Raw genomic sequence first — 22,743 nt, 5'->3', positions numbered from 1 at the left:
GGGCAGCCCGGAGCAAACGAACCTATGGAGGATATGCGATGAAGATCAAATTGACCCGCGTCTATGTGGACGACCAGGAGAAGGCACTTGCCTTCTACACCGACGTGTTGGGCTTCACCAAGAAGGCCGATTTCAGCAACGGTCCGTTTCGCTGGCTGACCGTGGCTTCGCCGGACGAGCCTGAGGGAACCGAGCTGCAGCTTGCGCTGAACGACAACCCGGCGAACAAGGCCTACCAGCAGGCCTTGTTCAAGCAGGGCCAGCCGGCGCTGATGCTCTTCACCGACGACATCAAGGCCGATCACGAGCGCATCAAGGCGCGGGGCGCGGCCTTCGCCATGGCGCCGACCGAAGTGACCGGCTCGACCATAGCGCAGCTCAACGACAGCTGCGGCAACCTCATCCAGATCACGCAGCTGGCGCGCTGGTAAGCGGCGTTTCGTTCATTTTCCAGGAGGAGATAGCATGGATTGGAACAAATGGGTCCGGCAAACGCATCGCTGGCTGTCGATCATTTTCACGGGGACCGTCCTCGCCAACTTCGTCGCCATGGGCTTGGGGCAGCCGCCCGCCTGGGTGGTCTATTCGCCGCTGCTGCCGCTGTTCCTGCTGCTGTTCAGCGGCCTCTACATGTTCGTGCTGCCATACGCCGCCAAGCGGCTTGACGGGCGGCAGCGCGCGAGCCAGTAAGGACGGGATGGATGGCGAAGAGGCAGGGGCAATCAGCCAAAGGCGCCGCCAGGCCTGCAACCGCCGGTCCGGTCCTGCTTTCTGGCGGCAATCCGCAGATCGCCAAGGGCGAAGGCAACGCGCCCGTCCAGGCCTATATCGCGGCCATGCCGGGCTGGAAGAGCGAGGCCGGCGGCCGCCTCGACGCGCTCATCGAGCGTGCCGTGCCTGATGTGCGCAAGGCCGTCAAATGGAACTCGCCCTTCTATGGCGTGGAAGGCGAGGGCTGGTTCCCTCAGCTTTCATTGCTTCACGAAATACATAAAGGTAGCCTTCTTCCGCGGCATGTCGCTGGACCCGGTGCCGCCTGGCCAGTCCAAAAGCAAGGACACGCGTTACCTTGACATTCATGAGGACGACCAGTTCGACGAGGCCCAGTTCACCGAGTGGGTGAAACAGGCGAGCCGATTGCCCGGCGAACGGATGTGAGATTTGTACGCCGGGCCCGGATTTGCCGCCCGCGACAGAGCGCCTATGATCGGGCGGACGGGGCGGTGACCGCCCTCAAGCCTGAAGGAGAACGGACATGACGAAGAGCGGGTCGCCAGAAGGCAGGTCTCCTTCGCAGCTCATAGACGGCAGGATCGAGGAACTCGGCGACTGGCGGGGCGAGATGCTGAGCCGGCTGCGCGGCCTGATCCGGCAGGCCGACCCCGAGATCGTGGAGGAGTGGAAATGGCGCGGGGTCCCGGTGTGGGAGCATGCCGGAATGATCTGCACCGGCGAGACCTACAAGAACGTCGTCAAGCTGACCTTCGCCAAGGGTGCGGCGCTGCCCGATCCGTCGCGCCTGTTCAACTCCAGCCTGGAAGGAAACACCAGGCGCGCCATCGATTTCCAAGAGGGCGAGGAGGTCGACGAGGAAGCGTTCAAGGCGCTTATCCACGCCGCCGTCGCTCTGAACAAGTCAAAGGCCCGGCGATAGGCTCCGTGTGACTGGCACCGAAGACGCGGCGGGCAGAACGAAGCCTGTGGCGCTCCTTCGCGCCCTTCTGGCCTCATCCGTCCCTCAGCCACACCAGCATCTCGCCGGGCTCGCGGTTGTCCCAGGCGAAATAGGGGATGGCGGTCAGCCGCGTCTGTCTGGCAGCGGGCGGGTCGGTGCGGTAAAGCCCGTTTTGCCAGCCCTCATCGGTGTCGGCCAGCGCTGTGGTCGAAAGCGCCACCACGCCGCCCAGCAGGTCCGGCTCGTCATGCGCCTCGATGCTTGCGGTGCGCGGCAATGCGATGCGGTGCAGGCTGCCGTCATTGTCGGTCGCCTCGACGCAGTAGATCAGCGGGCCACGCGACAGCGCGACGCGGCCGGCGTCCTGGCGCACCTGCGGGTTGGCGTAGAGCCGTTCGATCGGCATTTCGAGATCGAGGCGGACGCTATCGCCCTTCTTCCATGTGCGCCGGATCGCCGCGTAGCCATCGCTGGTGACGTCCTCGAGCTTCACCGTCTCGCCATTGACCTTGAGCGCCGCGCCAGCGCTCCATGCCGGCACGCGCAGATGCAGGGTGAACGCGACCGGCGCCTGCGGCTCGATGGTGATGGCGACCGCGCCGTCCCAGGGGTAGCGGCTCGCCTGCGTCAGTGCCACCGGCACGCCCGCTATGTCGAAACGAGCGGTGGAATCGCCATAGAGATGGACGGCAAGCGCGTCGTCCGCCAGGCTGTAGAAATAGCTGCCGATGGAGGCCACCATGCGCCCGATATTGGGCGGGCAGCACGGGCAGCGGTGCCATTTCCATCTGTTGTGCCGGCCCCGGCTTTCCAGCGGGTTTTCGTAGAAGAACAGCGAGCCGTCGAGCGACAGGCCCGAGATCGAGCCGTTGTAGAGCGCCCGCTCCATGATATCGGCGTAGCGGGCGTTCGGCCCCATGCCGAGCATGCGGCTGGCCCAGAACACCAGGCCGACGGCGGCACAGGTCTCGGCGTAGGCGCTCTCATTGGGCAGGTCGAAATCGCTGGTAAAGCCCTCATTGTGCGCCGACGGCCCGAGCCCGCCGGTGATGTAGAGGTTCTTGCTGGTGAGATCGTCCCACAGCCGGTCGAGCGCCACCCGCAAGCTGTCGTCGCCATATTCGGTGGCGATGTCGGCCATGCCGGAATAGAGATACATCGCCCTGACCGCATGACCGACGACCTTGTCCTGCTCGCGCACCGGAATGTGCGACTGGCTGTATTCATAGGTCTTGAAATGATAGGCCTTGGGATCGGTGCCGCGGGCGCGCGCCTCCTCGTCGAAATAATGCGGTTGCTGGCCGCGCTGGTCGATGAAGTATTTCGCCAGCTCCATGTATCTGTTCTCGCCAGTCACCCGCGCCAGCTTCACCAGCGCCAGCTCGATCTCCTCATGGCCGCAATAGCCCTTCTTCTTGCCCGGCTCGGGCCCGAGCACCGAGGCGATATGGTCGGCATAGCGGCACATGACGTCGAGCAGCTTGCGCTTGCCGGTCGCCTGGTAATAGGCGACGGCGCCCTCGATCAGGTGGCCGGCGCAATAGAGCTCGTGGCAATCGCGCAGATTGGTCCAGCGCAGGCCGGGCTGGATGCGCTGGTACCAGCTCGAGAGATAGCCGTCCGGCTGCTGCAGCTTTTCGTAGAGGTCGATGACGGCGTCGATCTTCTTCTCCAGCTCCGGGTTCTTGGCGCGGTAGAGCGAATAGGCCGCCGTCTCGATCGTCTTGCCCCAGTCGGAGTCCCAGAACATCTGCGTCGTCACCGTCGAGCCGGTGAAGCCGGGGGAAGCCGCCTCGTCGGGCGAAGGGGAATGGAACGGGATGACGACGCCGGGCGAGGGCCGGTCCGGATCGATCTGCTCCAGCATGCCCGCCTCGACGCAGCGGTCGTAGAGGATATTGGCGGTGCGCGCGGCGACGGCATCGGCACGGTCGCCCCAGAAGCCGTGCACGTCGACCTGCGGCACCGGTAGCGGCCGGAAGGCGAGTTTGGGCCTGGAGGCGCTGGCAGGCCTGGCAGAAGACGATGCGGTCATGAACTTACTCCATTCGATCGATCACTTGACGGCCCCGGCCATCAGGCCGCGGATGTAGAAGCGCTGCAAAGCCAGGAACAGGATCAGGCACGGCACCATCATCACGGTGACGCCCGCCTGCACCGCGCCCCAGTCGATGGCGCCGAAGCGGCCGGACTGGAGTGCGGTCATCATCACCGGCAGCGTGAACTTGGACTGGTCGGTCATCAGCACCAAAGCGGCGAGAAACTCGTTCCAGGCGCCGAGAAAGGCGAACAGCGCGATGGTGACGACGCCCGGCCAGACCAGCGGCAGCATCACCTTCAACAGCATGGTGGCGTTTCCGGCGCCGTCCATGCGCGCGGCCTCCTCGATCTCGCGCGGCACCGCGTCGAAGGCGTTGCGCATCATGAAGATCGAGAACGGCAGTTGCAGCGTCACATAGACGCCGACCAGCCCGGTCAGCGTGTTGTGCAGGCCAAGCTTGGTGAGCACCAGGAAGATCGGCGTCAGGATCGACTGGAACGGGATCATGATCGTCGACAGGATGAGGACGAAGAACAGGTCCTTGAGCGGAAATCGGAAACGCGAGAAACCGTAGCCGGCGAGCACGGAGACGACGACCGAGACCAGCACCGTCATGACAGAGACGTAGATGCTGTTCTGCGCCGAGACCCAGAGCCCGTCGCCGAAGGTGTTGAGCGTGGCGTAGTTCTCCAGCGAGAAGCCTGTCGTCGGCCAGGGCGGCAGCGGCGGCTGGCGCGCCTCCTGCGCCGGCTTGAAGGCCGACAGCGCGGCCCACACGATCGGCGCCACGAACAGCACCGAGGCGACGATGCCGGTGGAGTGCCTGACGACGCTGGCGGCGAGCTTGCCTTGAGCGGACATTGCCTGCGCCATCAGTCGAGGCCCTCGGGCTTCCTCAGCAGCCAGAGCTGCACGAGGCTGAGCGCCACCAGGATCACCAGCAGCACCATGGAGAGCGCCGCGCCATAGCCGAGCTTGAACGACACGAAGGACTGGTTGAAAATCCAGTACACCGCCGTCAGCGTCTGGTTGCGCGGGCCGCCGCGCAGGATGATGTAGAACTGGTCGAAGGCGAGGACCGAGCCGGCCACCGACAGGATCAGGGCCAGCGCCAGGGTGCGGCGCATCAGCGGCAAGGTAATGGCCCGGAATCTTGCGAACGGGCCGGCGCCGTCGATGACGGCCGCTTCCTGCAAATCCTGCGGGATCGATTGCAGGCCGGTCATCAGGATGATCATGGTGAAGCCGGCGACCTTCCACACCACCATCGCGATGATCGACCAGAAGGCCGGCTGGAAGGTGGCCAGAAGGTTGAATTTCCTGTCGATCAGGCCGAGGTTGTAGGCGGCCGGGCTGAACAGGCCGGAATCGACGTTGAGCAGCCATGACCAGAGCAGGCTCGCCGAGGCGAAACCGACCACCGCCGGCATGAAGAAGGCGGTGCGATAGAGATTGGTCAGCGGGCGCGGCCGCTCGATGAAGATGGCCAGCGGGAAGGCGACGGCGAAGATCGCGATGGTGACGATCACAGTGTAGTAGCCGGTGAATTTCAGTGCGTTCCAGAACCTGGTGTCGCGCAGGATCGCGGCATAGTTGTCGAGGCCGATGAAGGAGTGCCCGCCCATCAGCGGCCAGTTGTGCAGCGACATCCACGCCGTCATGCCGAGCGGGATGACGAAGAACACCATGACCAGCGCCACGGCCGGCGCGACGTAGATGAGACCGATCCATTGCCGTCGCCCGGCGCCGACGAGTTTTCGGGCGCGGGGCGGGGCGGTGGTTGCTGTGATGGTGGTCATGGCTGGCCCGCTTTTCCTTCTCCCCTTGTGGGGTGAGCGGCCGGTTCGCCGGAGGCGAATTCATCGTGCCAGTGGCACGATGAAAGGCCGGCGAACACCGGGACGCTGCGAAGCAGCGGGGACCCGGCAGAGTGGATCGGCCACCACCCGGCCCTTCGCAGGCTCAGGGCGTTCGAAGCTCGAAAAGCCAAGCAGTTGGCTTTTCGTCCGCTGCGCGGACCGCTCCTCACCCCACAAGGGGAGAAGGGGAGGCGAAGTGCGCTAGGTCCCAAGCTGTCGATGCTAGTGAGTCTTCTCAACGCGATAGCCCTGTATCTGAACCAAACAATATCCGGCCACCCGCTCAGGGAGACAGGCGGGCGGCCGGCAGGCGCCTATTTCTGCGGCGCCTGGTCGATGATCGACTGCATAGTCTCCTGCGCATTGGCGATGGCGCCGTCGACGTCGTCGCCGAAGAACACCTCGTTGACCATCTGCGTCCACGGGCCGTTGGCGGAGTTGATCAGGTCGTTGAAGACCACCGAATAGGGCGTCTTGCCCTTGGCCATGGCCTCGGCTGCGACCTGGTAGCGCGGGTCGAGGTCCTTCAGCGCGTCCTTGGCGATGTCGCCGCGCACCGGCAGGCTGCCATATTTGGCCAGGATCGTCTGGCCTTCCAGCGAATAGGCGAAGTCGAGGAACTCCTTCACCACATCGATCTTCGTGGTGCCCTTGGTGACGACGAAATTATCGCCGCCGGCAAAGGACGACCAGCCGCCATCCTTGCCCGGCAGGAAGGTGATGCCGTAGTCGATATCGGGATACTGGGTGTTGAGCGCGCCGATGGCGAAGGCACCCGACGGCGAGATGCCGATGTTGCCGCCGGCGAAGGCGGCGAAGAAATTGGCGCCGGTGTCGGTCTGGGCGCCTTCCGGCACCAGGCCCTTCTTGACCATCGAACGATAGAGATCGATGGCGCCGCGTAGCTGCGGGCTGTCCAGCGTCGCCTTGGAGCCGTCCTGCGAGAGGATGTCGCCGCCCGAGGCCCAGACCAGCGGCGTGAAGGTGAAGATGTTGCAGCCGCCGCAATTGCCGGAGAAGTAGAAGCCCTTGATGTTGCCGCCGAGCGCGTTGACTTTTTCGGCGTCGGCTTCGATCTCGGCCCAATTGGCTGGGCCCTTTTCGGGGTCGAGGCCGGCCTGCTTGAACAGCTTCTTGTTCCAGATCAGCACCGAGGCGTCGGCGGAGAAGGGCAGGCCGTAGATGCGGTCCTTGTAGGTGCCGGTCTTCACATGAGCCGGCGACAGGCTGGCGAAATAGGGGAGCGACTTGGCCCAGTCGGTGATGTCCTCCAACTGGCCGGCGGCAGCAAAGGAGGGCGTGTAGATCAGGTCGAGCGATAGCGCGTCGGGCGCCGTGCCGCCGGCGGCGGCAGCACCGTATTTCGGAATGATCTCGGCGTTGGGGATGATGTCGAGCTTGATCTGGTTGGTGTGGCCCTTGTTGTAGGCATCGACGATGCGCGGCATGAAGTTCGAGCCGTCGGCGCGCACCCAGATGTTGGCGGTCTCGGCGGCGGCAAATTGCAGCCCGCAGCCGAATACGGCGGCCGTCAAGGCCAGCCTGGCAATCAAAGTCCTCATATTCTCCTCCTCCACGTTTTGGCCGCGACGCGCGGCTTGCCGCCGATTGCGGCGTTTGGTTCTTCAGCCGTCCGGCAGGCGGCCGCAGGACTGACGCACCACCAGCCGGCACGGCAGTTTCCGGATGCCTGGCGCGGCGGGCTTGCCGCCGACCAGGGAAAGCAAGGTCAGCCCCGCTTCGCGGCCGAGCGCAGCCAGGTTCATGTCGACCGAGGTCAGCGGCGGGCGCGTCGCTTCGGCCACGATCTCCCAATTGTCGAAACCGATGACGCCGACATCGCCGGGCACGTCGAGACCGCGTTCGCGCAAGGCATCGATGACGCCGCGCGCGATCTGGTCGTTGCCGCAGAAGACGGCGTCCGGTCTTTCGCTTGCGTCGTCGGCCGCGCCGTCGAACAGCCTCGCCACGGCTTCGTGTCCCCAGGCCTCCGACCACGAGCCGAGCAGCGGCTCGGTGACCGACAGGCCGTTCTCGGTCAGAACATCGCGATAGGCCTGCGCCCTGGCGTGCACCACGGCAAAGCTCGCCGGTCCCGAGACATGGGCGATGCGACTGCGGCCGAGCCGACAGAAATGCTCCACTGCCAGCCGCGCGCCGCCAGCGTCGTCGGAGACGAAGGCGACGGCGTCGGGATCGGGCTGGGTGAAGGCATAGATCACCGGAATGCGCAGATTGGACAGATCGACCGGCAGAAGACGGTCGATGCGCTTGCCGGTGGCGATGATGCCGTCGACGCGCTTGTCGAGCATGGCCTCGACATGGAGCTGGCCGAGACGCGGATCCTCCTCGACATTGCACAGGAACACCGAAACGCCGGCGTCGACCAGCGCGTCGGAAATGCCCGACATCAGCGGCAGCGAGAAGCGGCCATAGGTATCGTTGGTGAGCAGGCCAACGGTGAAGGAGCGTCGCCGCAGCAGGCTCTGTGCCAGGCTGTTGGGCCGGAAGCCGAGGCGCTGCGCGGTCTCGCGGATGCGCTCGCGGGTCTCGGCGGTCATGCGGCCCTGGTCGTTGAGCGCCTTCGAGGCGGTGGCAACGCTGACGCCAGCCTCGGCTGCCACGTCACGCAAGGTGACGGGCTTGGGAAAGGCTGGCTGATCGTCCAATGCCATTGCGGCGAAAATCCCGATTGGGAAAAGGTTTTCTCTTACAGGCCGGAATGACCCGGCCAATGGCCGAGCCCGCTCGGAAATGTTTGGAAAAACCTTTTCTCAACCCAAACTAGGCCAGATCCAGAGGCTGTTCAAGAGGAAAAGTGGCTGGTCCTCCGGTGGTGCGAAGTGGCCGCCGGAGGGCGGGCTCACGGTGTCGGCGCCCGGCGAGTTCATCAGGCGAATTCCTGATCGGCAGCCGTCAGTGCTGCCCACGGCGCGAGCCGGCCAAAGCAGCAATCGGCGACATGTCTACAAACGACTCTTCGGTCTTAACGCTTGCGCAAATATTATCGGTTAGTTCGCTAGTCATGGCCTCGTGGCGGAGCGGCTACGCTGGAGACGGCAAATCTCTGAAGCCTCGGTTCGATCCCGAGGCGAGGCCTCCAAAAAATCATATGACGTAGAGCCTGCGTCGGACCATCAAGGGCGATGGGTCTTGCCAGCTTGCATTTGCGACCTGGGCCGGACAGGTCCTCGTCTTCGTTGTGACGCTGATGTGCCGGCAAGAAGACTGCTACCCAGCCGACTTGCGCGCTTTCAGCATCTGACGATCGGGGTCACGTGGCATGCGGCCGGCGTTAAAGCAGCCTATTTGCATTTGGCATGCAGGGCACTCGCCAAAAGAGTGCTATGGAAGGGCAAGAGCTTGCCCGCTCCGACTTTCCCCGACATTCGAGGCCATTTTCGTGCGTGAACCGTCGCTGTTGCCCGTCTTTGGAAAACTTGGCGCCAAGGGACCCCGTGCCGTTACGGTGGAACCGGTCCCGTCGGCAGGTATCGCCCCGCGGCTGCGGGAGGCGCTGGCCGCCCATGGCGGCATGGTGTTGAAGCTGTCGGTCGTCGCCTGGACGATATCGGTCCTGGGCATGGTCTTCTTCATGTTGCAGGGCTGAGGCAAATGGCCAACCGCTACGCACTGCGCATGGACTTGCCCCAAAGCTGGGCCATCATCGACGTCTTCACCGGCCAGCCCGTCGTCGTCAGGCAAAGGGCGATGGTCGGCATGAGCCCGCGCGACGCCAACGCCATGGTCGATCAGATGAATGTCCGGGACGTCAAGCGCCGGGAGAAGGCGGAGCGTAAATCCTGATCCAGCGCCGTCCGCCTGTCGTCTCAGCGGAAGTCGTCGGCCGTCAGCACATACATGCTCTTGCGCGTGCGGTCATAGGCCTTTGACGCTACGTCCCGGATGACACTGCTCTCGGTGTCAAAGGTGGCGAGATAGCCGGCTTCATTGGCTGCCGTCGCCGGCTGCATCCTCGTCATGGCATCGGCGGCGACCGAGAAGGAAATCTGGAACATGCCGTCATAGCCGACGAACCGGATGCGCTTGCCGGCCTCGTCGTAGCTGCGGCTGCGGTTGGGGAAGGTCAGGCTCATGATTTTGCCTCCGTCGTTTTCTTCACCGCGCGTTTCTTCTTCGGCGTCGGGTTCAGGGCCTCGGCCACGCGGTCGGCTTCTTCCTTGGCCAGCCGCAATTGCCTCAGCCTTGCCGTCTTGATCTCCCTGGCCCTCGCTTCGGACATATATTCGGCTGTTGCCTTGTTGCGCTCCGCCGTCTTCTTCTGCTTGTCGACAAAGCGCGCTTCAGCTTTTTCCATGATCGTCTGGTTGCCGTCGGCCATCGAGGAAATCTCCCTTGCGTCTGAAATCGTGAAAATGAACTTGTCCGATAAATAGGTACTCTGCCGGGAAAATTCAAATTTTTGAAATATTTGGTCGTTTTTCCGACCCGATGAAACCGGGCGCCGAAATAATACTATGATTATTCAATATCCGCTCGGAATAAATTTTGGCACTCCTATCTATCGAGTGCCAAAGAGCCTATAGAAGGGGGCGGCCGCCTATGCCGGCCCCAGAAAGAAGTTCTCATGAAATTTCGGCCACTCCACGACCGCGTCGTCATCCGGCGCGCCGAAGGCGATATCAAATCCAAGGGCGGCATCATCATTCCCGACAATGCCAAGGAAAAGCCGCAGGAAGGCGAAGTGATCGCGGTTGGTCCCGGCGCCCGCGACGAAAACGGCGCACTTGTTCCGCTCGACGTCAAGGCCGGCGACTTGATCCTGTTCGGCAAATGGTCGGGCACGGAGGTCAAGATCGACGGCGAGGATCTTCTGATCATGAAGGAAGCCGACATCATGGGCGTTATCGAAAAGAGCATCGAAGCCAAGAAGGCCGCCTGACTGAAGCGCCGCGCCTCTGCGCGGTGACGGCTCCACTCCAAATGCGAACTGGATAAAATCATGTCTGCCAAGGAAATCAAATTCTCCACCGATGCGCGCGACCGTATGCTGCGCGGCGTCGAGATCCTCACCAATGCGGTCAAGGTCACGCTCGGCCCCAAGGGCCGCAACGTCATCATCGACAAGGCCTATGGGGCGCCGCGCATCACCAAGGACGGCGTCACCGTCGCCAAGGAAATCGAGCTTGCCGACAAGTTCGAGAACATGGGCGCGCAGATGGTGCGCGAAGTGGCCTCGAAGACCAACGACCTCGCCGGCGACGGCACCACCACTGCCACGGTGCTGGCCGCCTCGATCCTGCGCGAAGGCGCCAAGCTGGTTGCCGCCGGCATGAACCCGATGGACCTCAAGCGCGGCATCGACCAGGCCGTCGCGGCCGTCGTCGTGGAAATCAAGGCGAAGGCCAAGAAGGTCAAGTCGTCGGCCGAGATCGCGCAGGTCGGCACAATCGCCGCCAATGGCGATGCCAGCGTCGGCGAGATGATCGCCAAGGCGATGGACAAGGTCGGAAATGACGGCGTCATCACCGTCGAGGAAGCCAAGACCGCCAACACCGAGCTCGACGTCGTCGAAGGCATGCAGTTCGACCGCGGCTATCTCTCGCCCTATTTCGTCACCAATGCCGACAAGATGCGCGCGGAGCTGGAAGACCCCTATATTCTCATCCACGAGAAGAAGCTCGGCAATCTGCAGGCAATGCTGCCGATCCTCGAAGCGGTGGTGCAGAGCGGCAGGCCGCTGCTGATCATCTCCGAGGACGTCGAAGGCGAGGCTCTGGCGACGCTGGTCGTCAACAAGCTGCGCGGCGGCCTCAAGGTCGCGGCCGTCAAGGCGCCGGGCTTCGGCGACCGCCGCAAGGCGATGCTGGAAGACATCGCGGTGCTCACATCCGGCCAGATGATCTCCGAGGATCTCGGCATCAAGCTGGAGAACGTCACCATCGAGATGCTCGGTCGCGCCAAGCGCGTGCTGATCGAAAAGGACACCACCACGATCATCGACGGCGCCGGCACCAAGGCGACCATCCAGGCGCGCGTCGCCCAGATCAAGGGCCAGATCGAGGAAACCACCTCCGACTATGACAAGGAGAAGCTGCAGGAGCGGCTGGCCAAGCTCTCCGGCGGCGTTGCCGTCATCCGCGTCGGCGGCGCCACCGAGTCGGAAGTCAAGGAAAAGAAGGATCGCATCGACGACGCGCTGAACGCCACGCGCGCGGCGGTCGAGGAAGGCATCGTGCCAGGCGGCGGCGTGGCTCTGCTGCGTGCCAGGACGGCGCTTGCCGGCCTGGGCGGCGCCAACGCCGATGTCACCGCCGGCATCTCGATCGTGCTCAGGGCACTCGAAGCGCCGCTCCGCCAGATCGCCGAGAATTCGGGCGTTGAAGGCTCTGTTGTCGTCGGCAAGCTCTCCGACAGCAAGGACCACAACCAGGGTTTCGATGCCCAGAACGAGGCGTATGTCGACATGATCAAGGCGGGCATCGTCGATCCGGCGAAAGTGGTGCGCACCGCGTTGCAAGATGCCGGCTCGATCGCCGCGCTTTTGATCACCGCCGAAGCGATGATCTCGGACATTCCGGCCAAGGATGCCGCGCCTGCGGGCAGCGGTGGCGGCATGGGCGGCTACTAGGATTCGACCGGCTCGCGAAGATGGTTTCATAAAAGCCGTCTTTCAGGCCTGATCCGTATCTCGCCGAACCGGCCTTTGCCGCAGGCGAGACGACTATCGCCGGGGGATTCTCCCCCGGCGCGCAGGCCTCTGGCCCAGGAGATCGATCCATGATCGTGTTCGTGCAGAAGCCACAGACGGTCGTCACGACCGAAACGACAGAGGAAAGCCGCTTCGACCGCATCCGCAGGATTGCCGCCGACAAGCACAAGAAATCCGAGCCCGATCCGGCAACGCCACAAAAGGGCGAACCCAAGCGTCCGATGTAATAGCGGCGCCGCCGCCGCTACATTCCGCTCAACCTCAGCACCACATCGCGCGTCAGCGGCGCAAGTTCGACGGAATTGGTCGAGCCGGGCTCCAGCCAGATGATCTCCTCGATCTCGGCGGCGGCTATCGGCTGGCCGTCGATGGAGAGCGCGAACAATTCCGCCTCGACCGTGCTGTCCGGCTCGTTGGCGGCCGTGGCCGAGAACAGGCCGAGCCAGGAGGTGGTGGCGGGGTCGATCACCAATCCGAGTTCCTCGCGCAGTTCGCGCATCAGGGTGTCGAGCGGGGCCTCGCGCGGCTCGATCTTGCCGCCGGGCTGCATGAAGGCGCTGGTGCCGCGCTTGCGCACCAAAAGCAGCCGGCCCGACGCATCCGCGATGACGCCGGCAGCGATCCTGATCTTGCGGCTTTCGTGGCGGGTAGGATTCACGGTAGACTGTTCCGGTGGTCGTTTGGTGCAGAGCGCCTGCGGAAAACGGAACCGCGATTCTCAGTTCGGAGACAAGCCATGTTCGCAGCCAAGGCCATCGACACTTCGGACAAGGCCGCGTTCTACCGCGATCTTGCCGCGCAACTGAAGGCGCTGCTCGAGGGCGAGGGCGACTCGATCGCCAATGCCGCCAACACCGCGGCGCTGATCTTCCAGATGGTGCCCGATCTCAACTGGGCGGGCTTCTATTTCCTGGCCTCGGACGAGGAATTGGTGCTGGGTCCGTTCCAGGGCAAGCCGGCCTGCGTGCGCATCGCCGTAGGCAAGGGCGTATGCGGCACGGCGGTCGAACTCGGCACCTCGATGCTTATCAAGGACGTGCACGATTTCCCCGGCCACATCGCCTGCGACGCCGATTCGCGTTCGGAACTGGTCGTGCTTCTCGAAGACGATGAAGGCGTCTTCGGCGTGCTCGATCTCGACAGCCCGCTGCCCGGCCGCTTCGACAAGGCGGACCAGGCCGGCATCGAAACGCTGGCCGCGATCTATGTCGCGGCCAGTTCGTTCGAGGATTAGGCGCTTTCCTGCCGGACAGAAGGGGGCGCCGTAGAGCGCTACCTTTGGGGCCTAGGCCAACTTCACCAGCATCAGACTGAAGCCGCCGATGAATAGGAAGGCGGAGAAGGCGAGCGCCAGCGGGCGCAGGCCGCGCGAGCGCAGCTGCGAGATATCGGCCTGCAGGCCCATGGCGGCCAGCCCCATGGTCAGCATGATGGTGGTGGCGAGCGCCATCGCCGATTTCACTTCGGCGGGTATCGTGACAAGGCTGTTCAGAGCCACGACGGCGACGAAGGCGGCGACGAACCATGGCATGGGCGGGCGCGCCGCCTGCTGGTCGCTGCTGCTCTTGCGGCGCGCCATCAGGCCCAGCGCGATGACCATCGGCGCCAGCATGGCGACGCGGGTGAGCTTGGCGACGGTGGCGATCTCGCCCGATTGGGTGCCGTTCTGGAAGCCGGCGCCGATGACCTGCGCCACCTCATGGATCGAGGCGCCCGCCCACAGGCCGAAAGCATGCTGGTCGAGGCCGAGCAGCGGCGCCAGCAGCGGGAAGCCGAGCATGGCGACGGTGCCGAACAAGGTGATCGAGGCGACGGCGTAGGTGACGTCCTCGTCGCGCGCGTCGGTGACGATGTTGGTGGCCACGATTGCCGAGGCACCGCAGATCGAGGTGCCGGCGGCGATCAGCTGCGCCAGTTTCGCGTCGACGCCGATCAGCCGGCCGAGCGTGATGGTGAAGACGAAGGTGGCGCCAAGGGTGGCTGCCACGATGCCGACACCGCCGGCGCCGATCGACACCACCTGGCCGAGCGTCAGCTGGAAACCGAGCAGCACTATGGCGAAGCGCAGCAGCCGGCGCTGCGAAAACGCGATGCCGGCCTTGGCGTGCCCCGGCGTGCCGAGCACGTTGGAGTAGATCATGCCGGCGACGACGGCTATTATCATCGGGCTGAACAGGGCAAAGCCGGAGACGTTGCGAGCCGAGAAGGCCACCGCAGTGATCATCGCGACCAATATCATACCGGGCACGGGTCCGGCCTTGGTCGAGTCGAGCGCCTTGCGGCGCTGCGCGGGTTCGGCGGAAATCAGGCTTTTTGGAATATCGTTCGCAATGTGGGATAAGGAAGACAACGTCATGCTCCAGGCGACTTCGCCCGGGGAATGCCATTCCCCGACTAATCTTTCCAATGAATTATTTTCGTTAGAATGATCGATTTTCCAGGACGGTTTTCCGGCTTACGTGACCAAAATGCGGTCGTCGGCCAAGGGCCGATACGGCATGCCTCCATTCAGGGTTGGTGAGGCAGCGCGGTAAAGAGGCTGGGGCACCGCCAGAAGGTGGCTTGGCGTCGGCTTGACGGGCCACTCATGCTGCGCCAGCTTGGCGCCATGTTCGTTCTTCCCCGCGCCAATGTCATGCGACGCCGAACCTGTACACTGCGAGGCGGCATGATTGCGCGACGACGAGGAGTGGCCCGTTAATTCCGGTTCGTTCTTCCCAGCCCCGCCCGCGCAACCGTCGGCGGGCTGTTCATGTCTGGAGCCCTCGATGAGCATCAATCCTTCCATCCAGTTCCGGCAGGCCGGGCCGGCGGACGCCGCAGCCATCCGGGACATCGTGCGCTTGGCCTATGCCAAATGGGTGCCGCTGATCGGCCGCGAACCGCTGCCCATGCGCGCCGACTACGACATAGCGGTTGCAGAGCATGAGTTCGACCTTGCGACCGACCAGGGCGAAATCGTCGGCGCGATCGAAACCATGCCAGCCGACGATCATGTCTGGATCGAGAATGTCTGCGTGGCACCGCATGCGCAGGGAAGGGGGATCGGCCGGCTGTTGCTGGAGCGGGCTGAACGCAAGGCGGCCGAAGCGGGCCGCAACGAACTTCGCCTGCTGACCAATGGCGCCTTCGCGGCCAATGTGTCGCTTTACAAGAGGCACGGCTATAGGATCGACCGGGAGGAGCCGTTCATGAACGGTACGACTGTCTATATGAGCAAGAGGCTCGCTGGATAGACCGCAATCGGAGTTCGACAATGGCTGCCAAAATCAGGCTGAAGCAACTGCCCGGGCTGTACGCGATTTCGCGGCTCGAGCCTGGAGCGAGCGTTCCCGGTTGGGCGGACGGGCCAGGCTTCGTCAGCATCACCAGAACCGAGGATGAACTTTCGATCGTCTGTCTGCAGGATCGCGTTCCAGATGGCGTCAAGCGGGATGACGAGTGGGTCGCCTTCAAGCTCCAAGGACCTTTCGCTTTCGATGAAACCGGCATCGTGTTGTCGATCATCAGGCCACTGTCGGAAAACGAGCTGGGCATTTTCGTGGTGTCGACTTTCGACGGCGATCACCTGCTGGTGAAAGCCGCCGATCGGGTCGCGGCGACACGGCTTCTGGGCGAAGCCGGGCATACTCTGCTTTAACTCGTTCTATTCCAGCTATCGCCCGCCCGGCTGGTTCAACCGCTCGCGGCTCGCTCACCAGTTCGGGGTTGCGTTTGACACCGCCATTCGCGCATCGTTATTTCTAACCAGATATCACGCCGGACGGCTGTGCGGCGCCCCTCAGGAGAAATCATGTCACACAATCTGCAGTTCTACATCGATGGCGCGTGGGTCGATCCTGTCGTGCCCAACACGATCGATGTCATCGATCCGTCGAACGAAGATAGCTTCGCGCAGATTTCGCTTGGTTCCAAGGCCGACGTCGACAAGGCGGTGGTCGCCGCGAAGCGGGCCTTCGGCACATTCGGCTTCACCTCGGTCGAGGAACGGCTCGACATCCTCAACCGCGTCATCGAGGTCTACAAGAAGCGCAGCCAGGACCTTGCGCTCGCCGTGTCACGCGAGATGGGCGCGCCGCGCCGGATGGCGCTCGACAGCCAGGTCGGCATCGGGCTCGCGCATCTGGCCAAGATGGCGGAAGTGCTGAAGAGCTTCCAGTTCCGGCAGGTCAAGGGCTCCTCGCTGATCGTCAAGGAGCCGATCGGCGTCGTCGGCCTGATCACGCCATGGAACTGGCCGCTGAACCAGATCACCTGCAAGGTGGGTCCGGCGCTTGCCGCCGGTTGCACCATGGTGCTGAAGCCATGCGAGATCGCGCCGCTCGACGCCATCATCTTCGCCGAGATCTTCGACGAGGCCGGCGTGCCGAAGGGCGTGTTCAACCTCGTCAATGGCGACGGCCCCGGCGTCGGCCAGGCGCTGTCCAGCCATCCCGATATCGACATGATGTCGTTCACCGGCTCCACCCGGGCCGGCATATTGGTGGCCAAGGCCGCCGCCGACACCGTCAAGCGCGTGCACCAGGAACTTGGCGGCAAGTCGGCCAACATCCTGTTCCCGGATGTCGACCTCGCCACCGCCGTGACCAAGGGCGTCGCCGGCTGCTTCAGCAACAGCGGCCAGTCCTGCAACGCGCCAACCCGTATGTTCGTGCCACGCGACCGTCATGACGAGGCGACTTCCTACGCCAAGGCGGCGGCGGAAAAGTTCGTGGTCGGCCCGGCCGACGCTCCCGGCACCAAGCTCGGCCCTGTCGTCAGCCAGGCCCAGTTCGACAAGATCCAGGACATGATCCAGAGCGGCATCGACGAGGGCGCCACGCTGGTCACGGGCGGCCCCGGCCGTCCGGCCGAACTCAACCGTGGCTACTATGTCAGGCCGACCGTGTTCGCCGATGTCACCCACGACATGCGCATCGCGCGCGAGGAGATTTTCGGGCCGGTGCTGGCCATCATGCCCTACGACACGGTCGAGCAGGCGGTCGAGCAGGCCAACGACACCGTCTACGGCCTTGCCTCCTATATCCAGGCCAAGGATATCCAGAAGGCGCGCGACGTCGCGGCGCGCATGCGCTCCGGCAACGTCTACATCAACTATCCCCAATGGGACGCCGGCCTGCCCTTCGGCGGCTACAAGCAATCCGGCAACGGCCGCGAATACGCCGAATACGGGCTGGAGGATTTTCTGGAGATCAAGGGTATCGCGGGGTATGAGGCGGCGGAGTAGGCGGACAAGAGCCGCCCTCACAGAACGTGGGTTCCTCGGCCCCGCAAAGCGGGGGAGAGGTGGCGGCGAAGCGGTCGGAGAGGGGGCTGCGGCGCTGGAAGGTTTTCACGGCATATCCACGCCGCGCCATTCCCCCGCTCCGTCTCGGCTTCGCCGAGCCACCTCTCCCCCACCTTTGTGGGGGCGAGGAACCCTGGTCTGTTATGCCGCGCCACCTTTTTAGGTGGCCGCTCTGGTCCTGTTTCCTTGCCAATTGGCAAATACATACTATATGTCTGCCAATAGCGGGAGCAGAAAATGCAGCTTCAGTCCATCGTCACCACGCCGGCCGCGGTCGGCAGCGCCATCTCGGATGAAGAGGCGGGCGCCCTGGCGCGCACCACGGTCAATCTGTTCAAGGCGTGGGGCCTCACCGACCTCGAGGCCTGCATCCTGCTCGGCGGCATGTCGGCGCGCACCTGGGCGCGCTGGAAGGAAGGCGGCATCGGCCGGATCGACCGTGACCTGCGCACCCGCATGGCGCATCTGATGGGCATCCACAAGGGTTTGCGCTATCTCTTCACCGAGCCGGCGCGCGGCTATGCCTGGATCCGCAAGCCCAATGCCACGTTCGGCGGCCAATCGGCGCTCGACCTGATGCTGCGCGGCGAAATCTCCGACCTTGCCGCGATGCGCGAATGGCTCGACGCGGAGCGTGGTGGATGGTGAGTGGGCTCGCGGTCCGGCGCCGCGTCCACTGGCCCCAGACCTTCCGCATCATCCGCTCCATCCATCCGCCTATCGACCTCTTCGAGGACATTGCCGACCCGCGCGATTGGGAAGCGCTGGCCGCCGTCGAGGAGAAGACCAATCCGCGCATCCGGCTGGAACTCGGCGACCTCGGCAAGGTTCCTGCCGAAAGGCGGGTGTCCGGACCCGGCGCAAGTTTCGTGATGGCGCCCTTCGTGCATTGCTCGACCTTGCGGCCCGGGCGGTTTTCCGATGGCAGCTACGGCATCTACTATGCCGGCGACAGCGAGGAGGTGGCGCTGGCCGAAACCATCCACCACCACCAGAATTTTATGCGCGCCACCAAGGAGGAGCCGGGCTGGACCGCGGATTTCCGCGTGCTGATCGGCAGCGTCGATCGCGACCTCGATGACGTCAACGCGGTGCCCGGCGCGCTCGACCCGGACGACTACACCGCCTCGCAGGCCGAAGGCCGCGCCTTGCGTGCGGCCGGCAGCGACGGGCTGGTGTGGAACAGCGTGCGCATGCCAAGCGGGCAGTGCATCGGCATCTTCTGGCCGGATGCACTCACCGTTCCCGTCCAGGGGAGGCACTACAGCTACCACTGGGACGGCCGCCGCGTGGATTTCGTGCGCCAGCACGATACCGGCAAGGTGCTGGCGGTCACTTGAAGGCGGCGGCGCCGGTCAGTGCCGCAGGATCTTGCTCAGGAAGGCGCGGCTGCGATCGGTCCTGGGGTGCGAGAAGAACTCGTCGGGCGTGCCGCTTTCGACGATGGCGCCGGCATCCATGAACACCACGCGCTGGGCGACCTTGCGGGCAAAGCCCATCTCATGCGTCACCACCATCATGGTCATGCCTTCCTCGGCAACCGCGACCATGACGTCGAGCACTTCCGAAATCATCTCGGGGTCGAGCGCGGATGTCGGCTCGTCGAACAGCATGATCTTGGGGCGCATGCCGAGACAGCGGGCGATCGCCACGCGCTGCTGCTGTCCGCCTGAAAGCTGCGCAGGATAGGCGTTGACCTTGTCGGCAAGCCCAACCTTGGCCAGCAGTTCGCGGCCGGCCTGCTCGGCCTCGGCGCGCGGGATCTTGCGGACATGGATCGGCGCCAGCGTGACGTTTTCGAGCGCGGTCTTGTGCGGGTAGAGGTTGAAGGACTGGAAGACGAAGCCGATCTCGGTGCGCAGCTTCGTCATGTTGGTGGCGGGGTCGCCGAGCCGCTGGCCGTCGACGACAAGGTCGCCGTCCTTGATCGTCTCCAGCCCGTTGATGCAGCGGATAAGCGTGCTCTTGCCCGACCCGCTCGGGCCGCAGACGACGACCACTTCGCGCGGCTCGACGCTGAGCGTGATGTCCCTCAGCACGTTGAGCGGGCCGAACCATTTGTTGACGCCGCGAAAATCGATCATGCCCGTTTTGGTCATGTGGTCAGAACCTTTGGGTTCGATGTCATATCTGCACCTCGCCATGGGCGGCACCCATGCGCCGTTCGAGCCGGCGGGCGAGCATGATCAGCGGATAGCAGACGATGAAATAGCCGACGCCGACGAGGAAGAACACCAGCAGGCCGTTCGGCACGCGCTGCACCACCAGCCAGCCGACGCGGGTGAGGTCGGTCAGGCCGATCGCCGACACGACCGAAGAATCCTTGATCAGCAGCACATATTGCCCGACCAGCGGCGGCAGCACGATGCGCATCGCCTGCGGTAGCACCACCTGGCGCATGCGCTGCCAGCGCGACAGGCCGGACGCCAGTGCCGCCTCGACCTGGCCCGTCGGAACCGAACGGATGCCGGCGGCGACGATCTCGCAGATGAAGCAGGCGGCGAGGTTGGTCAGCGCGATGATGCCGGCGGTGAAGGCGTCGAGCTCGATGCCCAGCTCCGGCAAGATGAAGAAGATCAGGAATATCTGCACCAGGAACGGGGTGCCCCGGATGAGGTCTACCCAGGCACCGATCACGCCGGCGATCAACCGGTTGCCGCCAGTCCGCAAGATGCCGAGGCCGAAGCCGAGCAGGGTGCCCAGCACCAGGCTGATCAGCGACAGCACCACGGTCATGCCGAGGCCGCGCAGCGCCAGCGGATAGCTGCCCGCAAGGCTTTGCAACTGTTGCCAGATCATATGCGCGCTCCCGCCGAGCCGAGCCAGCGGCCGGAGAGAACCGCCAGCCCTTTGAGGCCGTAATAGAGCAGGAGGTAGAAGGCGGCGATGGTGAGAAATCCTTCCGCCGGCATGAAACGGTCGGAGGCGAGCAACTGACCGGCGCGCGTCAGCTCGGCAACCGAGATCAGCGACAGGAGCGCCGAATCCTTGACCAGCACGATCGCTTGTCCCAGCAGCGGCGGGATCGTCACCTTGAACGCCTGCGGCAAGACCACCAGGCGCATGCGCTGGACATAGGTCATGCCCGAAGCAACACTGGCCTCAACCTGGCCGCGCGGGATCGACAGGATGCCGGCGCGAATGATTTCAGCGACATAGGCGCCGCTGTTCAGTGACAACGCGAGGATGCCGACGACGAGTTCGGGCAGCACGAAACCGAGGCGCGGCAGGCCGAAATAGAGAAAATAGAGCTGCGCCAGCAAGGGCGTGGCGCGTACGGCGTCGATATAGGCCTTGGCCGGCACCCGAAACAGCCAGCCGCGCTGCAGGTTCATCGCGCACAACAGGATGCCGACCGCGAGCGCGCCGAAAAAGGACAGCGCCGACAGCCACACGGTCGTGACCAGGCCCTGCCCGAACAGGGGCAGGTATTCGACGATGGTGCGGAAGCTGAAATTCTCGAGCATGGCCGTGAATGGTGGGTAGGGAATAGTGAGTAGTGAGTAGTGAGTAGGCAGGCGGATCCGGAATTCCCTATCCACTACTCACTAATTCGCTACTCACTAATCCCTAATCCCTAATCAGTGATCTTTCTTCCAGTCTTCCGAATTGACCCAGTAGTCGAGGTTCTTCTGCAGGCGGCCGTCGATGGTGACCTGGTTGAGGAACAGGTTCATCCAGATCAGGAGATCCGGCTCGTCATAGCGGGTGGCGAAGGCAAGCGGCTCCTTCGAGAGGAGGTCCGGCATGATTGTGAAGGTCCCGGCCGGATAAGCCGTCGACTGGCCCTTGACCGCCGAGACGTCGTTGACGCCGCAATCGGCCTGGCCGTTGTTGACGGCGTCGAGCAGCAGCGGACCGCCGCCCTTGTAGCTCTTGATGTCGGCATCGGGGAAGGCTGCCTTGGCTTCCTTCTCGCCGGTGGCGCCGAGCAGCACGGCGATCTTGGTGCCCTTGGCCTTGCAGTCGTCGGCGGTCTTGAACTTGCCGTCGGCCTTGGTGAAGACGGTGCTGCCCGTATACATGTAAGGCGTGGTGAAGGCGACCTTCATGCCGCGTGCCAGCGTCGGCGTCATGTCGGCGACCAGAAGGTCGGCCTTGCCCGAAAGCAGCGCCGGGATCAGGCCGTCCCAGTCGAAGTCGAGGAAGGTGATCTTGACGCCCATTTCCTTGGCCATCAGTTCGGCCAGTTCCACCGAGCTGCCGGTGCGTTCGCCATTGGCGCCGACCAGCGAGAAGGGCGGTCCCTGTGTCTGCACGGCGACACGCAGTTCGCCGCGCTTGGTGATGTCGTCGAGCGATCCGGCACTGGCGGCGGCGGTGAGGCCGGCCAGTGCGAGGCCGGCGATGAAAAGCTTGGCAATGTTCATTGGTTTCATTGGGCATTCCTCCTTTTGTCGTCTTGTTGTCCACCCTACAGGGTGCTTTTTGAGCGGCGGCGCCGTTGCCGGCGGCGGCCACCGTTCGAAAATCCGTCTCCTTAGTGCCGGGCCGCCGTTTCGGCGACCGCGATGCCGCGGCTGGCCAACGCGTCGAAGAAAGGCGCGTCCGGCACATGCAGCAGCGGGTTGAGCAGGCCGAGGCCCCCGAGAACCGCTATCCTCATGCCGGCTCCTTGCGAATGCTGTCGTCGGACCAGCAGCCTTCCGGCAGGCTGACCCATTTGTTGCAGGACGCCATGACGACGAAGGTCTCGCTGCGCACGACCTCGCCCGGCTCGCCGGCGCCCGGGATCAACTCGCTGGTGACGCGGTAGAGATCGGCGACGTCGCCGGCCACCGTCACGTCGACGATGATGTCGAAGCGCCCGGTGACGACCGAGGCCGAGTTGACGAAGGGCAGTTCGGAAATGCGCTGCGCCAGCTCGCGGGCGCGGCCGCGCCCTTGCGCGTTGATGCCGACGATGGCCGAGATCAGTTCGGGCCGCTCCGTCAGGTTCAAGAGCCCCACGATCTTGAGCAGGTTGCGGTCGAGCAGGTTGCGCAGCCGCGTGCGCACCGTCGGCACCGAGATCGCCAGAATCTCGGCGAGGCGGTTGATGCCCGGCTGTGCGTCCTGCGACAGCTGTTTGACCAGCCGCCGATCGGTCAGATCGAGATGTTCCCGCAAGTCCCCCGTCTTTCATAAAACGAAAAAAGCTAGGCGATTTTTTTGCCTATGTGCAAACAAGCTATTTCATGGACTCCTTAAAGGCAAGGCATGATTCCA

At 64.0% G+C, this 22,743-nt stretch carries 30 protein-coding genes and 1 pseudogene; 15 read left to right on the top strand and 16 right to left on the bottom strand.

Translation table 11 applies throughout. From position 1 onward, the window contains the following. Positions 1-38 precede the first annotated feature (38 nt). From FJ426_RS09045 to FJ426_RS09030, 4 genes and pseudogenes are all read left to right on the top strand, one after another. Positions 39-431: a VOC family protein gene (locus FJ426_RS09045; protein ID WP_140622832.1), complete on the top strand. Its 393-nt coding sequence runs from the start codon at positions 39-41 to the stop codon at positions 429-431. A gap of 34 nt (positions 432-465) precedes the next feature. Next, positions 466-690, top strand: coding sequence for a hypothetical protein (locus tag FJ426_RS09040; protein WP_140516265.1), 225 nt, complete (start codon positions 466-468; stop codon positions 688-690). Between the two features lie 11 nt (positions 691-701). Then, positions 702-1,158 (top strand): annotated as a pseudogene (locus tag FJ426_RS09035) (DUF1801 domain-containing protein). A 97-nt stretch (positions 1,159-1,255) separates the two neighbouring features. Then, entirely contained in the window at positions 1,256-1,654 is a 399-nt protein-coding gene (locus FJ426_RS09030) for a DUF1801 domain-containing protein (RefSeq protein WP_140499206.1), read from the top strand. Between the two features lie 73 nt (positions 1,655-1,727). Here the strand turns inward: FJ426_RS09030 and FJ426_RS09025 are convergent, their stop codons facing one another. The 5 genes from FJ426_RS09025 to FJ426_RS09005 all read right to left on the bottom strand — a co-directional run bounded on the left by FJ426_RS09025 (position 1,728) and on the right by FJ426_RS09005 (position 8,250). Further along, positions 1,728-3,710, bottom strand: coding sequence for a glycoside hydrolase family 127 protein (locus FJ426_RS09025; RefSeq protein WP_140825172.1), 1,983 nt, complete (start codon positions 3,708-3,710; stop codon positions 1,728-1,730). Between the two features lie 21 nt (positions 3,711-3,731). After that, positions 3,732-4,589, bottom strand: coding sequence for a carbohydrate ABC transporter permease (locus FJ426_RS09020; RefSeq protein ID WP_140521386.1), 858 nt, complete (start codon positions 4,587-4,589; stop codon positions 3,732-3,734). Then, positions 4,589-5,515 carry a sugar ABC transporter permease gene (locus FJ426_RS09015; RefSeq protein WP_140521387.1) on the bottom strand — a complete coding sequence of 309 codons (927 nt, stop codon included), beginning with the start codon at positions 5,513-5,515 and terminating at the stop codon, positions 4,589-4,591. The genes FJ426_RS09020 and FJ426_RS09015 overlap by 1 nt, the downstream gene beginning before the upstream one ends. A 374-nt stretch (positions 5,516-5,889) precedes the next feature. Continuing rightward, on the bottom strand, positions 5,890-7,137 hold the full coding sequence (locus tag FJ426_RS09010; RefSeq protein ID WP_140559863.1) for a sugar ABC transporter substrate-binding protein: 1,248 nt from the start codon (positions 7,135-7,137) through the stop codon (positions 5,890-5,892). A gap of 63 nt (positions 7,138-7,200) precedes the next feature. Further along, the gene (locus FJ426_RS09005) at positions 7,201-8,250 is read right to left on the bottom strand and encodes a LacI family DNA-binding transcriptional regulator (protein ID WP_140559862.1); all 1,050 of its coding nucleotides are present in this window, start codon (positions 8,248-8,250) and stop codon (positions 7,201-7,203) included. Between the two features lie 728 nt (positions 8,251-8,978). Here FJ426_RS09005 and FJ426_RS09000 point away from each other — a divergent pair. After that, complete coding sequence (locus FJ426_RS09000) at positions 8,979-9,185, top strand: hypothetical protein (RefSeq protein ID WP_140521390.1); 207 nt, start codon at positions 8,979-8,981, stop codon at positions 9,183-9,185. Between the two features lie 5 nt (positions 9,186-9,190). Next, complete coding sequence (locus FJ426_RS08995) at positions 9,191-9,382, top strand: hypothetical protein (protein WP_140521391.1); 192 nt, start codon at positions 9,191-9,193, stop codon at positions 9,380-9,382. A gap of 23 nt (positions 9,383-9,405) precedes the next feature. Here FJ426_RS08995 and FJ426_RS08990 read toward each other — a convergent pair whose 3' ends face one another. Continuing rightward, complete coding sequence (locus FJ426_RS08990) at positions 9,406-9,672, bottom strand: DUF1488 domain-containing protein (protein WP_140499190.1); 267 nt, start codon at positions 9,670-9,672, stop codon at positions 9,406-9,408. Further along, entirely contained in the window at positions 9,669-9,917 is a 249-nt protein-coding gene (locus FJ426_RS08985; RefSeq protein ID WP_140499188.1) for a hypothetical protein, read from the bottom strand. Before FJ426_RS08985 ends, FJ426_RS08990 begins: the two co-directional genes overlap by 4 nt. Before the next feature lie 246 nt (positions 9,918-10,163). Here FJ426_RS08985 and FJ426_RS08980 point away from each other — a divergent pair, with 246 nt between their 5' ends. The 3 genes from FJ426_RS08980 (at position 10,164) to FJ426_RS31310 (ending at position 12,475) form a co-directional block, all read left to right on the top strand. Continuing rightward, on the top strand, positions 10,164-10,478 hold the full coding sequence (locus FJ426_RS08980; protein ID WP_140499186.1) for a co-chaperone GroES: 315 nt from the start codon (positions 10,164-10,166) through the stop codon (positions 10,476-10,478). A 60-nt stretch (positions 10,479-10,538) separates the two neighbouring features. Continuing rightward, positions 10,539-12,167: a chaperonin GroEL gene (gene groL, locus FJ426_RS08975; RefSeq protein ID WP_140516244.1), complete on the top strand. Its 1,629-nt coding sequence runs from the start codon at positions 10,539-10,541 to the stop codon at positions 12,165-12,167. A 149-nt stretch (positions 12,168-12,316) separates the two neighbouring features. Then, entirely contained in the window at positions 12,317-12,475 is a 159-nt protein-coding gene (locus tag FJ426_RS31310) for a hypothetical protein (protein WP_181167670.1), read from the top strand. Positions 12,476-12,492: 17 nt separating this feature from the next. Here the strand turns inward: FJ426_RS31310 and FJ426_RS08970 are convergent, their stop codons facing one another. Next, positions 12,493-12,906, bottom strand: coding sequence for an NUDIX domain-containing protein (locus FJ426_RS08970; protein ID WP_140559861.1), 414 nt, complete (start codon positions 12,904-12,906; stop codon positions 12,493-12,495). A 78-nt stretch (positions 12,907-12,984) separates the two neighbouring features. Here FJ426_RS08970 and FJ426_RS08965 point away from each other — a divergent pair, with 78 nt between their 5' ends. Beyond that, positions 12,985-13,482: a GAF domain-containing protein gene (locus tag FJ426_RS08965; protein WP_140499180.1), complete on the top strand. Its 498-nt coding sequence runs from the start codon at positions 12,985-12,987 to the stop codon at positions 13,480-13,482. 51 nt (positions 13,483-13,533) lie between these two features. Here FJ426_RS08965 and FJ426_RS08960 read toward each other — a convergent pair whose 3' ends face one another. Beyond that, entirely contained in the window at positions 13,534-14,598 is a 1,065-nt protein-coding gene (locus tag FJ426_RS08960; RefSeq protein WP_140559860.1) for a YeiH family protein, read from the bottom strand. Positions 14,599-14,703: 105 nt separating this feature from the next. After that, entirely contained in the window at positions 14,704-15,024 is a 321-nt protein-coding gene (locus FJ426_RS08955; protein WP_140559859.1) for a hypothetical protein, read from the bottom strand. Between FJ426_RS08955 and FJ426_RS08950 the strand changes: the two genes are divergently transcribed. The 5 genes from FJ426_RS08950 (at position 15,017) to FJ426_RS08930 (ending at position 18,875) form a co-directional block, all read left to right on the top strand. Beyond that, entirely contained in the window at positions 15,017-15,484 is a 468-nt protein-coding gene (locus FJ426_RS08950; protein WP_140499176.1) for a GNAT family N-acetyltransferase, read from the top strand. The genes FJ426_RS08955 and FJ426_RS08950 overlap by 8 nt on opposite strands. 20 nt (positions 15,485-15,504) lie before the next feature. Then, on the top strand, positions 15,505-15,888 hold the full coding sequence (locus FJ426_RS08945) for an ACT domain-containing protein (RefSeq protein ID WP_140499174.1): 384 nt from the start codon (positions 15,505-15,507) through the stop codon (positions 15,886-15,888). 153 nt (positions 15,889-16,041) lie between these two features. Beyond that, positions 16,042-17,475 (top strand): aldehyde dehydrogenase family protein, encoded by a 1,434-nt coding sequence (locus tag FJ426_RS08940; RefSeq protein ID WP_140825171.1) that lies wholly within the window; start codon positions 16,042-16,044, stop codon positions 17,473-17,475. A 297-nt stretch (positions 17,476-17,772) separates the two neighbouring features. Then, entirely contained in the window at positions 17,773-18,183 is a 411-nt protein-coding gene (locus tag FJ426_RS08935) for an MbcA/ParS/Xre antitoxin family protein (RefSeq protein WP_140559857.1), read from the top strand. Continuing rightward, a complete protein-coding gene (locus tag FJ426_RS08930) occupies positions 18,177-18,875 on the top strand; it encodes an RES family NAD+ phosphorylase (protein WP_140559856.1) in 699 nt (232 codons plus the stop codon). The genes FJ426_RS08935 and FJ426_RS08930 overlap by 7 nt, the downstream gene beginning before the upstream one ends. Positions 18,876-18,890: 15 nt before the next feature. On the opposite strand, the gene FJ426_RS08925 is transcribed toward FJ426_RS08930, so the two are convergent. The 6 genes from FJ426_RS08925 to FJ426_RS08905 all read right to left on the bottom strand — a co-directional run bounded on the left by FJ426_RS08925 (position 18,891) and on the right by FJ426_RS08905 (position 22,644). Further along, positions 18,891-19,634 (bottom strand): amino acid ABC transporter ATP-binding protein, encoded by a 744-nt coding sequence (locus FJ426_RS08925; RefSeq protein ID WP_140499166.1) that lies wholly within the window; start codon positions 19,632-19,634, stop codon positions 18,891-18,893. A 25-nt stretch (positions 19,635-19,659) separates the two neighbouring features. Next, positions 19,660-20,334: an amino acid ABC transporter permease gene (locus FJ426_RS08920; RefSeq protein ID WP_140499164.1), complete on the bottom strand. Its 675-nt coding sequence runs from the start codon at positions 20,332-20,334 to the stop codon at positions 19,660-19,662. Then, positions 20,331-21,002, bottom strand: coding sequence for an amino acid ABC transporter permease (locus FJ426_RS08915; protein ID WP_140521400.1), 672 nt, complete (start codon positions 21,000-21,002; stop codon positions 20,331-20,333). The genes FJ426_RS08920 and FJ426_RS08915 overlap by 4 nt, the downstream gene beginning before the upstream one ends. A gap of 114 nt (positions 21,003-21,116) precedes the next feature. Next, positions 21,117-21,905 (bottom strand): ABC transporter substrate-binding protein, encoded by a 789-nt coding sequence (locus FJ426_RS08910; protein ID WP_140516312.1) that lies wholly within the window; start codon positions 21,903-21,905, stop codon positions 21,117-21,119. 110 nt (positions 21,906-22,015) lie between these two features. Beyond that, on the bottom strand, positions 22,016-22,141 hold the full coding sequence (locus FJ426_RS32010) for a hypothetical protein (protein ID WP_263486469.1): 126 nt from the start codon (positions 22,139-22,141) through the stop codon (positions 22,016-22,018). Beyond that, positions 22,138-22,644, bottom strand: coding sequence for an Lrp/AsnC family transcriptional regulator (locus tag FJ426_RS08905; RefSeq protein WP_140499160.1), 507 nt, complete (start codon positions 22,642-22,644; stop codon positions 22,138-22,140). The genes FJ426_RS32010 and FJ426_RS08905 overlap by 4 nt, the downstream gene beginning before the upstream one ends. Positions 22,645-22,743: the final 99 nt, after the last annotated feature.

It is taken from the genome of Mesorhizobium sp. B2-6-4 (assembly GCF_006441495.1).
In the GTDB taxonomy this organism is placed as follows: Bacteria; Pseudomonadota; Alphaproteobacteria; order Rhizobiales; family Rhizobiaceae; genus Mesorhizobium.
The sequence above is the reverse complement of the archived record's forward strand: the minus strand, read 5'-3'. Positions and strand labels throughout refer to the sequence as shown.

Coding starts and splice junctions, on each gene's coding strand:
- FJ426_RS09045 (WP_140622832.1), top strand. CDS start 39: ATGAAGATCAAATTGACCCGCGTCTATGTGGACGACCAGGAGAAGGCA.
- FJ426_RS09040 (WP_140516265.1), top strand. CDS start 466: ATGGATTGGAACAAATGGGTCCGGCAAACGCATCGCTGGCTGTCGATC.
- FJ426_RS09030 (WP_140499206.1), top strand. CDS start 1,256: ATGACGAAGAGCGGGTCGCCAGAAGGCAGGTCTCCTTCGCAGCTCATA.
- FJ426_RS09025 (WP_140825172.1), bottom strand. CDS start 3,710: ATGACCGCATCGTCTTCTGCCAGGCCTGCCAGCGCCTCCAGGCCCAAA.
- FJ426_RS09020 (WP_140521386.1), bottom strand. CDS start 4,589: ATGGCGCAGGCAATGTCCGCTCAAGGCAAGCTCGCCGCCAGCGTCGTC.
- FJ426_RS09015 (WP_140521387.1), bottom strand. CDS start 5,515: ATGACCACCATCACAGCAACCACCGCCCCGCCCCGCGCCCGAAAACTC.
- FJ426_RS09010 (WP_140559863.1), bottom strand. CDS start 7,137: ATGAGGACTTTGATTGCCAGGCTGGCCTTGACGGCCGCCGTATTCGGC.
- FJ426_RS09005 (WP_140559862.1), bottom strand. CDS start 8,250: ATGGCATTGGACGATCAGCCAGCCTTTCCCAAGCCCGTCACCTTGCGT.
- FJ426_RS08995 (WP_140521391.1), top strand. CDS start 9,191: ATGGCCAACCGCTACGCACTGCGCATGGACTTGCCCCAAAGCTGGGCC.
- FJ426_RS08990 (WP_140499190.1), bottom strand. CDS start 9,672: ATGAGCCTGACCTTCCCCAACCGCAGCCGCAGCTACGACGAGGCCGGC.
- FJ426_RS08985 (WP_140499188.1), bottom strand. CDS start 9,917: ATGGCCGACGGCAACCAGACGATCATGGAAAAAGCTGAAGCGCGCTTT.
- FJ426_RS08980 (WP_140499186.1), top strand. CDS start 10,164: ATGAAATTTCGGCCACTCCACGACCGCGTCGTCATCCGGCGCGCCGAA.
- groL (WP_140516244.1), top strand. CDS start 10,539: ATGTCTGCCAAGGAAATCAAATTCTCCACCGATGCGCGCGACCGTATG.
- FJ426_RS31310 (WP_181167670.1), top strand. CDS start 12,317: ATGATCGTGTTCGTGCAGAAGCCACAGACGGTCGTCACGACCGAAACG.
- FJ426_RS08965 (WP_140499180.1), top strand. CDS start 12,985: ATGTTCGCAGCCAAGGCCATCGACACTTCGGACAAGGCCGCGTTCTAC.
- FJ426_RS08950 (WP_140499176.1), top strand. CDS start 15,017: ATGAGCATCAATCCTTCCATCCAGTTCCGGCAGGCCGGGCCGGCGGAC.
- FJ426_RS08955 (WP_140559859.1), bottom strand. CDS start 15,024: ATGCTCATCGAGGGCTCCAGACATGAACAGCCCGCCGACGGTTGCGCG.
- FJ426_RS08945 (WP_140499174.1), top strand. CDS start 15,505: ATGGCTGCCAAAATCAGGCTGAAGCAACTGCCCGGGCTGTACGCGATT.
- FJ426_RS08940 (WP_140825171.1), top strand. CDS start 16,042: ATGTCACACAATCTGCAGTTCTACATCGATGGCGCGTGGGTCGATCCT.
- FJ426_RS08935 (WP_140559857.1), top strand. CDS start 17,773: ATGCAGCTTCAGTCCATCGTCACCACGCCGGCCGCGGTCGGCAGCGCC.
- FJ426_RS08930 (WP_140559856.1), top strand. CDS start 18,177: ATGGTGAGTGGGCTCGCGGTCCGGCGCCGCGTCCACTGGCCCCAGACC.
- FJ426_RS08925 (WP_140499166.1), bottom strand. CDS start 19,634: ATGACCAAAACGGGCATGATCGATTTTCGCGGCGTCAACAAATGGTTC.
- FJ426_RS08920 (WP_140499164.1), bottom strand. CDS start 20,334: ATGATCTGGCAACAGTTGCAAAGCCTTGCGGGCAGCTATCCGCTGGCG.
- FJ426_RS08915 (WP_140521400.1), bottom strand. CDS start 21,002: ATGCTCGAGAATTTCAGCTTCCGCACCATCGTCGAATACCTGCCCCTG.
- FJ426_RS08910 (WP_140516312.1), bottom strand. CDS start 21,905: ATGAACATTGCCAAGCTTTTCATCGCCGGCCTCGCACTGGCCGGCCTC.
- FJ426_RS32010 (WP_263486469.1), bottom strand. CDS start 22,141: ATGAGGATAGCGGTTCTCGGGGGCCTCGGCCTGCTCAACCCGCTGCTG.